Consider the following 13,296-nt stretch of genomic DNA (forward strand, 5'->3'; position numbering starts at 1 on the left):
GCATGGAAGCGGATTTCGTCATCATCGGCTCCGGCTCCGCCGGTTCGGCCATGGCCTATCGCCTGTCGGAAGACGGGCGCTATTCGGTAATCGTTATTGAATATGGCGTCCCGGATGTCGGGCCTCTGATCCAGATGCCCGCCGCCCTCTCCTTTCCGATGAATATGGAAACCTATGACTGGGGTTTTTCCACCGAGCCGGAACCGCATATTGGCGGGCGCAGCCTTGTCACGCCGCGCGGCAAGGTGCTGGGCGGTTCATCCTCGATCAACGGCATGGTCTATGTGCGCGGCCATGCCCGCGATTACGACTTCTGGTCGGAAAGCGGCGCGCAGGGCTGGGCCTATGCCGATGTGCTCCCCTATTTCAAGCGCATGGAAAATGCGCATGGTGGGCAAGAGGGCTGGCGCGGAACCGACGGGCCGTTGCATGTCCAACGCGGCAAGCGCGACAATCCGTTGTTTCACGCCTTTGTCGAAGCGGGCCATCAGGCCGGGTTTGAAGTGACGGAAGATTATAACGGCCAGAAGCAGGAAGGCTTCGGCCCCATGGAGCAGACGATCTATAATGGTCGTCGCTGGTCTGCGGCCAATGCCTATCTGAAACCGGCGCTGAAGCGCCCGAATGTCAAGCTGGTCAAGGGGCTTGCGCGCAAGATCGTGCTTGAAGGCAAGCGCGCCGTTGGCGTGGAGATCGAGGCGGGACGCAGTTTTTCGACCATCCGCGCGCGCCGCGAGGTGATCATCGCTGCTTCCTCCATCAACTCGCCGAAGCTTTTGATGTTGTCTGGCATCGGTCCGGCGGCACATCTGAAAGAACACGGCATCGAGGTAGTAGCGGACCGCCCCGGCGTCGGGCAGAACCTGCAAGACCATCTGGAAGTCTATATCCAGCAGGAATGCACCCAACCCATCACGCTTTATTCCAAGCTGAACCTGTTCTCTAAAGCGAAGATCGGTGCCGAATGGCTGTTCTTCAAAACCGGTGACGGCGCGACCAACCATTTTGAATCCGCCGCCTTCGTGCGCTCCAAAGCGGGCGTGGAATATCCCGATATTCAGTATCACTTCCTGCCGGTGGCGATCCGCTATGACGGCAAGGCCGCAGCGCAATCGCACGGTTTCCAAGCCCATGTCGGGCCCATGCGCTCCAAGTCGCGCGGCAGCGTAACGTTGCGTTCCGCCAACCCGCGTGAAAAGCCTGTCATTCAATTCAATTATATGTCGCACGAAGATGACTGGGCCGATTTCCGCCACTGCGTGCGACTGACCCGCGAGATTTTCGGGCAAGCGGCCTTCGACCCCTATCGCGGCGCGGAAATCCAGCCCGGCGCGCAAGTGCAGACCGATGATGAAATCGACAATTTCATCCGCGAGCATGTCGAAAGTGCATTCCACCCGTGCGGCACGGTCAAGATGGGAGCGGTTGACGATCCGTTTGCGGTGGTCGATCCTGAATGCCGCGTGATCGGCGTTGAAGGTTTGCGCGTGGCGGATTCATCCATCTTCCCGCGCATCACCAATGGCAATCTCAACGGGCCATCGATCATGGTCGGCGAAAAAGCCTCCGATCATATCCTTGGCCGCACACCGCTGGCACGCTCCAATCAGGAACCGTGGATCAATCCGCGCTGGCAGGTTTCGGACCGCTAGTTAGGGGAGTAAGGGAATAGGGGAATAAGGGAGTATGTTGTTCGCAGCCAAAACATACTCCCTTATTCCCCTACTGCCCTATTCCCTTCGTTTTGAAGGAACACACCATGAAAGCACAACCCAAGGCCTCGCACTTCATTGGCGGGTCATACGTGGAAGACAAAAACGGCAAGCCGCTTCCCGTGATTTATCCGGCGACCGGCGAACAGATCGCCAAGCTTTATTCCGCCACGCCAAGCGTGATCGAAAGCGCCTATGCGGCGGCGATGAAAGCGCAGGAAGCATGGGCGGCGTTGAAGCCCGTCGAACGCGGTCGCATCCTGCGACGGACGGCGGAAATTCTGCGCGAGAAGAACAAGAAGCTCTCCAAGCTCGAAACGCTCGATACCGGCAAAGCGCTTCAAGAAACGCTGGTTGCGGATGCGGCCTCGGCTGCCGATGCGCTGGAGTTTTTCGGCGGCATCATTTCCGGTTTCAATGGTGAATTCGTGGAGCTCGGCGGTTCCTTCGCCTATACGCGCCGCGAAGCGCTGGGCATTTGCGTCGGTATCGGCGCGTGGAACTATCCGATCCAGATCGCCGCGTGGAAATCCGCTCCCGCACTCGCTATGGGCAACGCCTTCATCTTCAAACCATCGGAAAACACGCCCCTTTCGGCCCTTGCTTTGGCGGAAGCCTATCAGGAAGCTGGACTGCCCGATGGCCTCTTCAATGTCGTTCAGGGCTACGGCGATGTAGGCGCGGCGCTCGTCAATCATCGCCAGACGGCCAAGGTATCGTTGACCGGCTCGGTTCCGACCGGCAAACGCATCATGGCGCAGGCAGGCGAACATCTGAAACACGTCACGATGGAACTGGGCGGAAAGTCGCCCCTGATCGTGTTCGACGATGCCGATCTCGAAAGCGCCATCGGCGGTGCGATGCTCGGCAATTTCTACTCGACCGGACAGGTCTGTTCCAACGGCACCCGCGTCTTCGTGCATAAGAAGGTTCGCGAGCGTTTTGTCGAACGGCTGGTCGAGCGCACGCGCAAGATTCGCATCGGCGACCCGCTGGATGAAGCCACCCAGATGGGGCCGCTCGTCAACAGCGCCCAGCGCGACAAAGTTCTCTCCTATATCGAAAAAGGCAAAGCCGAAGGCGCAACGCTTGCCTGCGGCGGCGGCATTCCCAAGCTACAGGGCTTCGATAAGGGTTACTTCATCGAGCCGACCGTCTTTACCGACGTGACTGACACCATGACCATCGCGCGCGAAGAAATCTTCGGACCCGTCATGAGTGTTCTCGAATTTTCGGATGAGGATGAAGTTATCGCACGGGCCAATGACACCGAATTCGGTCTGGCGGCAGGTGTTTTCACCGCCGATATCGCGCGCGGTCACCGCGTGATCGGCCAGATCAAGGCAGGCACCTGCTGGATCAACGCCTATAACCTGACGCCCGTGGAAGTGCCGTTCGGCGGTTACAAGCAGTCCGGTATCGGGCGCGAAAACGGCGTTGCAGCCCTTGCCCATTACAGCCAGATCAAGACCGTCTATGTCGAGATGGGCAAAGTCGACAGCCCTTATTGAGCATTCAGGTAACGTGCGCGGCGGCTTACCCGCCGCGCAAATCGATAAAATCAGATCAGGCCACGCGATGCGAGATTACGCATCAGATGCGACGAGCCGAACCGCCACGGGCTGCATTCCGTCGACAGGCGTACGGTGTTGGTCAGCGCACCAAGCTGCGGATTGGAGATGGTCACCACATCGCCGATCTTGTGTGTAAAGCCCTGCCCCGGCGTGTCGCGGTCTTCGACCGGCGCAAACAACGTTCCCATGAACAGCACGAAACCATCGGGATACTGATGGTGCTTGCCGATGGTCTGGGCAACCAGATCCAGCGGATCACGGCTGATTTCCTTCATGGTGCTGCGGCCATTGAGAACATAGCCATCCGGTCCTTCGACCTTCAGCGCCAGTTCCGCCGAGCGCACATCGTCCATCGAATAGGTTTCGTCGAACAGGCGAATGAACGGACCAACCGCGCAAGAGGCATTGTTGTCCTTGGCCTTGCCGAGCAGCAATGCCGAGCGGCCTTCAACGTCACGCAGGTTCACGTCGTTGCCAAGCGTCGCGCCCCTAACCTGCCCCTGACTGTTGACCGCAAGTACCACTTCCGGCTCGGGATTGTTCCAGGTGGAAATCGGATGCAGGCCCACTTCCGCACCATGACCGACCGCCGACATGGGCTGGCTCTTGGTGAAGACTTCAGCATCGGGACCGATACCCACTTCAAGATATTGCGACCAGACGCCCTCTTCGATCAGCGCCGCCTTGACGCGGGCCGCTTCTTCCGAGCCCGCCTTTAGATTGCGCAGGCTATCGCCGATGATTGCGCCGACACGCTCACGGATTTTCAGCGCGAGGTCGGGATTGCCAGCCGCACGTTCCTCGATCACACGCTCGACCATGGAGCGAGCGAAGGTGACGCCGCAAGCCTTGATCGATTGCAGATCGTTCGGCGCCAGAAGGTGGAGGGTGTTTTCATCGCCGGGCTTGCTTGCAAACAATGTCTCCAGCGAACCGATATCCTGTCCGGCGGTTGCACGCACATGAGCCAGCGCATCGTCTAGTTCGAGCAGGTCACGCATTGTCGGTGCAGTTTTGGTGGTAATGTCGATGATACGGCCTTCGCGCAAAGTCACCAGAACCGGCCCTTTTGCCGTCGGGCTCCATGCACGCCCGACAAAAGTTCCCGAAGCGAAAGTTTCATTGCTGCTCACGGTATAATGCTCCTCACCGATGTTGTGCGCGGCGCTCCACACCGCATGCTTTCACTGAATCCAAACCCCACAATCACCCGAAAAGCTTTAACGTTTCGGGTGATCTTGCACTAACAGTTCAGTCAGTGCTTAAGGCATAAGACAAGGAACATATTTGCGCAAAGCAAAAAACGCGGAACGGTCATCAACCGCACCGCGTTTCTCAAACTTCGAACTGATCGCTTAAGGAAGACGCTTCAAGACCTCGGCCAGCGAAGCCTGCCAATGCGGCATGGACCAGCCAAATGTCGTCGTGAACTTCTCCGTTGAAAGGCGTGAATTGGCAGGGCGCGCCGCCTTTGTCGGATAGTCTGCGGTCGCAATATCCGTCACTTCGGCAGTCGGGCCGCTATGTTTCGCGCTTTCAACGAAAATCCCGCGCGCAAAACCGCTCCAGTTGATATCGCCCGTGCCTGCAAGGTGGTAGACGCCGTAATCGGCGAAATCCTGTTTTGCCGTCAGGTGATCCGCCACGCGAATGACCGCTTCGGCAATATCAAGCGCGGAAGTCGGGTTGCCCCACTGGTCTGACACGACTGACAGTCCATCGCGGGTTTCGGCAAGCCGCAGCATCGTCTTGACGAAGTTCTTGCCGAACGGACTGTAGACCCAGGCCGTGCGCAAAATGATATGCTGTGGATGCGCCGCGGCAACAAGCCTTTCGCCTTCAAGCTTGGAACTGCCATAGACACTCCGAGGACCAGTCGGATCGGTCTCGACATAGGGCTTATCGCTATTGCCCGCGAAAACATAATCCGTCGACAAATGAATAACCGGAGCGCCGCACGCTTTCGCCGCCTCGGCAACAGCAGCAGCGCCAGCCGCATTCACCGCCAAGGCAAGTTCTGGCTCGTCCTCAGCCTGATCGACAGCCGTATAGGCTGCAGCCGACACGACGACATCCGGCTTGGCATCGGCTATCGCCTTGCGGATTGTCGCAGGGTCGGCCAGATCGAGTTCCGGTCTTCCCAACGCAATCACTTCGAGATCCGGGCGCTGAGCAGCCTTTTCCAGAAGGCTCTGAACGACCTGCCCTTCCCGCCCGGTGACGACGATCTTCATACGGCACCTGCTTTGGCCGCACCGCCGCCGAGACGCTCACCGGCATAAGTGCCGCTGCGGATCGGCTCCCACCACCAGCCATTGTCAAGATACCACTGAATGGTCTTCTCAAGGCCGGTTTCGAAAGTTTCCTGCGGCGTCCATCCGAGGTCCCGCTCGATCTTCGAGGCATCGATGGCGTAACGGCGGTCATGCCCGGGACGATCCGTCACGAAGGTGATCAGGTCGCCATATTTCTTGCCATTGGCACGTGGGCGCTTCTTGTCGAGAATGGCGCATATCGTTTCCACGACATTGAGATTGGTGCGCTCTGAACGTCCGCCGATATTGTAGCTTTCGCCAATTTTGCCCGTCGTCGCGACCAAGGTCAGCGCGCGGGCATGGTCCTCGACATAAAGCCAGTCGCGCACATTCGCCCCTGCCCCATATACCGGCAGCGGCTTTTCATCGAGCGCGTTGAGAATCACCAGCGGAATGAGTTTTTCCGGGAAATGGAATGGCCCGTAATTGTTCGAGCAATTCGAGAGAACCACCGGCAAACCATAGGTCTCGTGCCATGCGCGGACCAGATGATCGGAGGAAGCCTTCGATGCCGAGTAGGGCGACGACGGCTTATAGGGCGTTTCTTCCGTGAAAATGCCGCTGTCGAATGGCAGATCGCCGAACACTTCATCGGTCGAGATATGGTGGAAACGGAAGTTCGACTTGCGCGGTTCCGGCAGTTCGCGCCAGTAGCTGAGCGCCGCATTGAGCAGACGGAACGTGCCAATGATATTGGTTTCGATGAAAGCCGCCGGGCCATCGATGGAACGGTCCACATGGCTTTCAGCAGCCAGATGCATGACGATATCGACATCATTCGAACGCAGCGTGTCCAGAATGAGATTGTCGTCGCAGATATCGGCCTGCAGGAAACTGTAATTCGGGTGGTTTTCGATCTGACGCAGCGAAGCGAGATTTCCCGCATAGGTCAGTTTGTCGAGATTGAGAACATTGACTTTAGGATCAGCAGCCAGATGACGGCATACAGCCGAACCGATGAATCCTGCACCGCCAGTGACGAGAATATTCATATCATTCCTCAAGCAAAAACTTCTGCATCGGCGAAAAGCGGCGCTTTCTGATCCTTGTCGGAAAGCTGGACGCCCGAAGAAGGAAGCGGCCATTCAATACCGATGGCCGGATCGTCAAAACGGATCGAGCGATCATGCTCCGGCGAATAGTAATCCGTGACCTTGTAGATGACCTCGGTGTTCTCAACGAGCGTCATGAAACCATGGGCAAAGCCCTTGGGCACCAGAATCTGATTCCACTTTTCGGCGGAAACTTCCAGCGCGACCCACTTGCCGAATGTCGACGAGCTTTTGCGGATATCGACAGCGACGTCCAGGATCGCCCCGCGAATCACACGAACGAGCTTGTCCTGCGCACGCGTCGGCAATTGGTAGTGAAGACCACGAACCACGCCCTTCGCTGCCGAAAAAGAGTGGTTGTCCTGCACAAATTGCAGATCAATCCCGGCCTCGGCAAATGACTTGGCATTGTAGGTTTCCGAGAAGAAGCCGCGATCATCACCGAATTTACGCGGGATGATTTCGAACACTCCATCAAGACCAAGCGAGCGGACTTCCATTATTGATTTCCCAGTTCGTTTACACGGCGGCGCAAATAGGCCGCATATTCGGTTTTACCCAGTTTTCCAGCGCGTTCCAACACGGCGTCGCCCGAAATCCAGCCCTTTTCCAGGCCAATTTCCTCGGGGCAGGCAATCTTGATGCCCTGGCGCTTCTCGATGGTGCGCACGAACGACGATGCTTCGTGCAGGCTGTCATGCGTGCCGGTATCGAGCCAGGCATAGCCGCGTCCGAGCTGCTGCACATTGAGTTCGCCGCGCTCGAGATAGATATTATTGACCGTCGTGATCTCCAGCTCACCGCGTTCTGACGGCTTGATCGAATGGGCGATATCGACGACCTGATTGTCGTAGAAATAAAGCCCGGTAACCGCCCAGTGCGACTTCGGCTTTGCAGGCTTTTCTTCAATCGAAAGGGCCTTGCCCGTCGCCTTATCGAAATCCACGACGCCATAGCGCTCAGGATCATCGACGTGATAAGCGAAGACGGTGCCGCCCTTGGTTGCAGTTGCCGAAATCTCGCAGAGCTTGGACAGGCCGTCACCAAAATAGATGTTGTCGCCGAGAATCATCGCGACACTGTCATTGCCGATGAACTCGCGCCCGATGATGAAGGCTTCTGCCAGACCATTGGGATGCGGCTGTTCAGCATAGGAGAAGTTCACGCCGAACTCGCTGCCGTCGCCGAGAAGCTTCTGGAAAAGCGGCAGATCCTGCGGTGTTGAGATGATCAGAATATCCTGAATCCCCGCGAGCATGAGAACGCTCAGCGGATAATAAATCATCGGCTTGTCGTAGATCGGAAGGATTTGTTTAGAAACGGCTATTGTGAGAGGATATAGCCGTGTGCCGCTTCCTCCAGCCAGGATAATGCCCTTCATGTAACTTCCCTTAACAACATTGGAATGCTGGCTATTGCCCTAGCACTTTGACCATGATTTGGCGACGGAATACGCAAAGAAGCTTGTAGGCAAGTTTTTTTTGGAATACCGAACCATTATGCTGCCTTGAATAGCGAGCGACGAACGAACAACATTCATGATTATTGATTGTCAAAAAAGCGATAATAATACAACGCGAGTGACCGGGATTATCGTCACATTCAATCCCGATGTTGAGCCGCTAAAGAAGTTAATCGGCGCTGTCACTCCTCAATTAGGCCACCTCATTGTCGTGGACAACGGATCCCCCGACAATCTCGCGCTCATTTTGAAAGATCAGCCCGATATTGAACTGATAGCACTCGGTGAGAATTTCGGCATCGCAAAGGCGCAAAATGTCGGCATCGAACGCGCCAAGGCAATCGGCGCTGACTATGTTCTTCTTCTCGATCAGGACAGCATTCCTGCCCCGAACATGGTGGCCGAGCTTGTGAACGTAGCGAAAACACTGGCTGCAAAAGGCATTCACGTGGCAGGTGTCGGCCCTTCCTATATCGACGCCCGGCAAGGAGAGGCCGCAGCCTTCGTATATCTGGAAGGGCTGAAGCTGAAGCGTCGCGAACGACAGCCCTTTGGTGAGTTTGTGGAAACCGACTTCCTCATCGCCTCTGGCTGTCTGACGCCGATAGAAAGTTTCGATGCCGTCGGCTACATGAATGAGGGCATGTTCATCGATTACGTCGATATCGAATGGGGTTTGCGCGCACGCGAAAAAGGATATTATTGCTTCGGCGTTTTTGGTGCCAAAATGGAACACACTCTTGGAGACCAGTGGATAAAGTTCCGTGGTCATCGTATTCCGGTCCATAGCCCCCTCAGACATTACTATCACTTCCGCAACGCTATCTGGCTTTGCCGTCGCCCATGGCTGTCCTTTTCGTGGAAAATTGTACTTCTGTGGCGCCTCATTCGCCAGTATCTCTTTTTCACCTTTTTTGTCCCGCATGGAATGCGCCACGCGAAAATGATGACCCTGGGCCTATGGCACGGAATCATCAATCGAATGGGTCGAAAGTAACACCTTGAAAAAAAACGCTGGCCAGTCAGACTTAGAACCGACCCAGATGCTCACGATTTCAATCGTGACATTCAACCCGGATAAAAACGAGTTTCGCGCCACGCTTTCAGCGCTTGCAGCCGCTTTGACCTCTTTTGATCCAGCATCCGTGGCGATAACTGCCATCGACAATTCGAGCCGGAACAGCGTCTCTGCAGTTGTTGAAGAGCAGCTCCCAGGCTGGCAGACGCGCATTATTCATGGGCAAGGCAATGTTGGCTTCGGTCGGGCGCACAACCTGGCTTTGTCGGATATGGGTAAGTTTCATCTCATCCTTAATCCAGACATTCAGATGGATCACCTCGCTTTGCGCAACGCCATCGATTTCATGCAAAAGCGCCCCGATTGCGGATTGCTGTCACCGCGAGCCTTCTGGCCAGACGGCAAACGCCAATATTTGTGCAAGCGCTATCCAGCGATTTTTGACCTCCTGCTCCGCGGCTTTGCCCCGAAACGAATCCAGCGATTTTTCAACGATCGGTTGAAACGATACGAAATGCGTGTCGAAACCCAGAATGATATATTCTGGAATCCACCTATTGTAAGCGGGTGCTTTATGCTGTTTCGTCGTGATGTTCTCATGAAGACGGGCGGTTTCGATCCCGGTTATTTCCTCTATTTTGAGGACTTCGATTTGTCTGTGAGAACAAGCCGCATCACAAAGATAGCCTATGTTCCCAGCGTCGAAATCGTTCATATGGGTGGACACGCTGCAAAAAAAGGCCATTGGCACATATGGCAATTTTTGCGATCGAGCGTAAAATTCTATAGTGATCATGGCGTTCGTTTGATCTAAGAACTGAGAAATAACAGAACTAACATCGCTCAATATTGTATTTTCAGATTATGTCGCTGACACACAGAGGAATTGATGTTCTTTAACTCCAAATCGCTCATGCCCTCTAATCATATTCGAATCTCAGCATGGCTTGAGCACGCACCATTTGCGTTTTGGCTTATGGACGTTCTGAAGCCGAGGACAGTCGTTGAGCTAGGTACTCATAACGGCTTCTCTTTTCTTTCAATGTGCCAAGCGGCAAAATCAGCAGAATTGAACACAACAATCTATGCCGTCGACACCTGGCGAGGTGATGAACATGCCGGATTTTACGCTTCTGACGTCTATGACGCACTTGAAACAGAACTGCGCACTCAATATCCCGGCATTGGTGTTTTGATACGTTCAACGTTTAGCGAAGCCCGGTCTCAATTTGCAGACGGTTCTGTTGATCTATTGCATATTGACGGGCGACACAGATACGAAGACGTCGTCGAAGATTTCGAAAACTGGAAAACTGTACTTTCTGATCGCAGCATCGTGCTTTTTCACGATACATGCGTCCAGCATACTGATTTTGGCGTTTGGAAATTCTGGAAAGAAATCCAATCACAATACCCTACTTTTGAGTTTTACCATGGCAATGGTCTAGGCGTCCTGATGTGGGGTAAGAATGCCCCTCAGGCTCTATTAAAATTGCACGATTCCGGTTTCGAAGAAATGCAGCTCACACGTGAGACTTACGCGCGTCTCGGGCACTTAAATTCCATTCTCTATCAACTCGGTGTGGCTAACTCTCACAACCATTCGGTCCTTCAAGAATGCGGTCTGACTGCCAGCGACCTGGAGAAATTCCATTCCAATACATCTGAACTCGGCCGCATTATCAAAGACAAGTATGAAGCAGAGAAGGTAGCGATTTCTGAGCATTGGCAAAATCAGCAATCAGGCATCACTCGACATTATGAGAATAGAATATCCGAATTAGAGAAAAATATAGAGCGGAACAGTTCTGCGAATGCACAGATTCTTGATGAACTCACTGCAGAACGAGAGAAGAATAACGCCATATTGACGTCGAAGAGTTGGCGGATGACGAAACCTTATCGACATCTCGGTCGGCAGGGTCGTCGTGCTGTGCACATCACAAAAGCAATGCCCAGCATTGTCCATCGTGCTGGCGGCCTGAAAGCATTCAGTTCTAAAGCATATGAGACGCTCAGGGACGAAGGTATTTCCGGTCTCAAACGTCGGTGGATTCGCGCCAATACTCCGGGGAATCAAGTGCAGGTTTCCGCGGGCGGGAAAATCGTAGACAGAAACGACTACTCGGAATGGGTGCGCCTCTACAGTTCCGTTGATGGAACAAGCCGTAAGAAAATTCGGAAATCCATAAAGGCCATGGCTGTCAAGCCGAAAATTTCGATAGTGATGCCTGCCTACAATCCTAATCTGAATTGGCTGCATGAGGCTGTCAATTCTGTTAGCAGCCAGCTTTACGACAATTGGGAACTCTGCATTGCAGACGACTGTTCTTCCAATCCCGAAGTCAAAAATGAACTCGAAGCACTCCAAAAACGCGATGCGCGCATACGCGTTGTTTTTCGCCCGCAAAACGGTCACATCTCTGCGGCGTCAAACAGCGCGATAGAACTTGCTACCGGCGACTGGCTGGCACTTATGGATCAGGACGATCTTCTCACCGAGGACGCCCTTTATCATGTTGCACAAATCATCGTGTCGAATCCGGAAGCACGATTGATCTACTCCGATGAGGACAAAATCAACGAAGACGGAAAGCGCTTCGATCCATATTTCAAACCCGACTGGAACCCAGATTTATTTCTGTCGCATAATATGATCTGCCATCTGGGTGCTTATCATCGTGAAACTGTTCAGCAACTAGGTGGTTTTCGTGAGGGGTATGAAGGCGCCCAAGATTATGATTTGGCTCTGCGTATAACTGAGACGCTCAACACCAATCAGATCGTCCATATTCCACGGGTACTTTATCACTGGCGGAGCCACGCAGAGAGCACAGCCCAAGCTGGAAGCAATAAAAACTATGCTCTCCTTGCTGGACAAAAAACGTTGGACGATCATTTCCAACGTACCGGTATCGAAGCAAGAACCGAACTGCTTGATTTCGGTATGTATCGGGTACACTACGCCCTACCCGAAGACGCTCCTCTTGTCAGTCTAATCATCCCGACAAGAAACGGCCTCGCGCTCACCAAGCAGTGCATCGACAGTATCTTAGAAAAGACGACATACCCCAACTATGAGATCGTTCTCGTTGACAATAATTCCGATGAGCCTGAGGCGCTCGCATACTTCGAGACACTCAAAGAGCATGGTCGAATAAAAGTTTTGCGTGACGAACGGCCATTCAACTATTCTGCACTCAATAACAATGCCGTTGAGCACGCGAATGGCGATTATGTGGCCCTTATAAATAATGATATTGAAGTGATATCGCCGGATTGGCTTTCGGAAATGATGAGCATCGCGTTGCAGCCAGGAGTCGGTGCTGTTGGTGCCCGGCTGTGGTATCCCAACGACACTCTGCAACACGGTGGTGTTATAATTGGTCTGGGTGGCGTCGCAGGCCATTCTCATAAAAGCTTCCAGCGCGATGCACTCGGTTACTTCGGTCGCGCTCAATTGATCCAATCGCTTAGTGCAGTAACCGCAGCCTGCCTTGTCGTCAGCAAAGAAATATACAGTGCGGTCGGCGGTCTGAATGAAAAGGAACTCACAGTCGCTTTCAATGATGTAGACTTCTGTCTTAAAGTTCGCGCCGCTGGATATCGCAACGTTTGGACACCCTATGCGGAGCTATACCATCATGAATCTGCTACACGTGGGTTTGAGAATACTCCCGAAAAATTAAAGCGATTTCAGGAGGAAATAAAGTATATGGAACGCGTATGGGATACTGGCAATTGGAGTGATCCGGCATACAGTCCAAACCTTACTTTGGATCGAGAGGACTTTTCTTTTGCCTGGCCACCCCGGCTTCGAGGGTAATCCCCCCGTTTTTAACGGGGCTCTGCAGTAGAATTCGCGCAGCCGCTTTTAGTTTCTGTGCGGGTGTGATGCCGTCGATGCCCATATTGGGCCGTTCATTGTTGTAGGTCCAGAGCCATTGCGTGGCGAACTCCTGTGCCTCCTCGATACTTTCGATGGTGTGTTGGTCAAGCCATTCATGTCGCACGGTGCGATTGTAGCGCTCGACATAGGCATTCTGTTGCGGTTTTCCGTGTTGGATGTGGCATAAAGCAATTCCTTGCGTTTCGGCCCATTCCATCAGTTTGCCACTGACATATTCAGGCCCATTATCCACGCGAATGGCGAATGATCAATG

At 54.0% G+C, this 13,296-nt stretch carries 10 protein-coding genes and 1 pseudogene; 5 read left to right on the plus strand and 6 right to left on the minus strand.

Annotated features, from left to right (window positions below; all coding sequences use genetic code 11):
- Nucleotides 1-2: 2 nt before the first annotated feature.
- Together betA and betB are read left to right on the plus strand one after the other, a co-directional pair.
- Nucleotides 3-1,652 (plus strand): choline dehydrogenase, encoded by a 1,650-nt coding sequence (betA, locus tag WIX40_RS10980; protein ID WP_339440994.1) that lies wholly within the window; start codon nucleotides 3-5, stop codon nucleotides 1,650-1,652.
- Between the two features lie 107 nt (nucleotides 1,653-1,759).
- On the plus strand, nucleotides 1,760-3,223 hold the full coding sequence (betB, locus tag WIX40_RS10985) for a betaine-aldehyde dehydrogenase (protein WP_339439886.1): 1,464 nt from the start codon (nucleotides 1,760-1,762) through the stop codon (nucleotides 3,221-3,223).
- Nucleotides 3,224-3,273: 50 nt separating this feature from the next.
- On the opposite strand, the gene WIX40_RS10990 is transcribed toward betB, so the two are convergent.
- The 5 genes from WIX40_RS10990 to rfbA form a co-directional block, all read right to left on the minus strand.
- Nucleotides 3,274-4,419 (minus strand): fumarylacetoacetate hydrolase family protein, encoded by a 1,146-nt coding sequence (locus WIX40_RS10990; RefSeq protein WP_339439887.1) that lies wholly within the window; start codon nucleotides 4,417-4,419, stop codon nucleotides 3,274-3,276.
- A 222-nt stretch (nucleotides 4,420-4,641) separates the two neighbouring features.
- Nucleotides 4,642-5,520, minus strand: a complete 879-nt coding sequence (gene rfbD, locus WIX40_RS10995; protein ID WP_339439888.1) for a dTDP-4-dehydrorhamnose reductase — start codon at nucleotides 5,518-5,520, stop codon at nucleotides 4,642-4,644.
- Nucleotides 5,517-6,593: a dTDP-glucose 4,6-dehydratase gene (gene rfbB, locus WIX40_RS11000; RefSeq protein WP_339439889.1), complete on the minus strand. Its 1,077-nt coding sequence runs from the start codon at nucleotides 6,591-6,593 to the stop codon at nucleotides 5,517-5,519. The genes rfbD and rfbB overlap by 4 nt, the downstream gene beginning before the upstream one ends.
- 8 nt (nucleotides 6,594-6,601) lie before the next feature.
- On the minus strand, nucleotides 6,602-7,153 hold the full coding sequence (gene rfbC / locus WIX40_RS11005) for a dTDP-4-dehydrorhamnose 3,5-epimerase (RefSeq protein ID WP_339439890.1): 552 nt from the start codon (nucleotides 7,151-7,153) through the stop codon (nucleotides 6,602-6,604).
- Complete coding sequence (rfbA, locus tag WIX40_RS11010) at nucleotides 7,153-8,034, minus strand: glucose-1-phosphate thymidylyltransferase RfbA (protein ID WP_138786522.1); 882 nt, start codon at nucleotides 8,032-8,034, stop codon at nucleotides 7,153-7,155. The genes rfbC and rfbA overlap by 1 nt, the downstream gene beginning before the upstream one ends.
- 157 nt (nucleotides 8,035-8,191) lie before the next feature.
- Between rfbA and WIX40_RS11015 the strand changes: the two genes are divergently transcribed.
- The 3 genes from WIX40_RS11015 (at nucleotide 8,192) to WIX40_RS11025 (ending at nucleotide 12,959) form a co-directional block, all read left to right on the plus strand.
- Nucleotides 8,192-9,112: a glycosyltransferase family 2 protein gene (locus WIX40_RS11015; RefSeq protein ID WP_339439891.1), complete on the plus strand. Its 921-nt coding sequence runs from the start codon at nucleotides 8,192-8,194 to the stop codon at nucleotides 9,110-9,112.
- A 4-nt stretch (nucleotides 9,113-9,116) separates the two neighbouring features.
- Entirely contained in the window at nucleotides 9,117-9,947 is an 831-nt protein-coding gene (locus WIX40_RS11020; RefSeq protein WP_339439892.1) for a glycosyltransferase, read from the plus strand.
- A 162-nt stretch (nucleotides 9,948-10,109) separates the two neighbouring features.
- On the plus strand, nucleotides 10,110-12,959 hold the full coding sequence (locus WIX40_RS11025; RefSeq protein ID WP_339439893.1) for a glycosyltransferase: 2,850 nt from the start codon (nucleotides 10,110-10,112) through the stop codon (nucleotides 12,957-12,959).
- 37 nt (nucleotides 12,960-12,996) lie between these two features.
- On the opposite strand, the pseudogene WIX40_RS11030 reads toward WIX40_RS11025, so the two are convergent.
- Nucleotides 12,997-13,281: pseudogene (locus tag WIX40_RS11030) on the minus strand (transposase); the annotation flags it as partial.
- Between the last annotated feature and the right edge of the window lie 15 nt (nucleotides 13,282-13,296).

The organism is Ochrobactrum teleogrylli (genome assembly GCF_037482325.1).
Taxonomy (GTDB): domain Bacteria; phylum Pseudomonadota; class Alphaproteobacteria; order Rhizobiales; family Rhizobiaceae; genus Brucella; species Brucella teleogrylli.

What these genes read in the sequence shown, in the direction of transcription:
- betA (WP_339440994.1), top strand. Translation starts at nt 3, where the DNA reads ATGGAAGCGGATTTCGTCATCATCGGCTCCGGCTCCGCCGGTTCGGCC.
- WIX40_RS11015 (WP_339439891.1), top strand. Translation starts at nt 8,192, where the DNA reads ATGATTATTGATTGTCAAAAAAGCGATAATAATACAACGCGAGTGACC.
- rfbA (WP_138786522.1), bottom strand. Translation starts at nt 8,034, where the DNA reads ATGAAGGGCATTATCCTGGCTGGAGGAAGCGGCACACGGCTATATCCT.
- betB (WP_339439886.1), top strand. Translation starts at nt 1,760, where the DNA reads ATGAAAGCACAACCCAAGGCCTCGCACTTCATTGGCGGGTCATACGTG.
- rfbB (WP_339439889.1), bottom strand. Translation starts at nt 6,593, where the DNA reads ATGAATATTCTCGTCACTGGCGGTGCAGGATTCATCGGTTCGGCTGTA.
- rfbC (WP_339439890.1), bottom strand. Translation starts at nt 7,153, where the DNA reads ATGGAAGTCCGCTCGCTTGGTCTTGATGGAGTGTTCGAAATCATCCCG.
- WIX40_RS11025 (WP_339439893.1), top strand. Translation starts at nt 10,110, where the DNA reads ATGGACGTTCTGAAGCCGAGGACAGTCGTTGAGCTAGGTACTCATAAC.
- rfbD (WP_339439888.1), bottom strand. Translation starts at nt 5,520, where the DNA reads ATGAAGATCGTCGTCACCGGGCGGGAAGGGCAGGTCGTTCAGAGCCTT.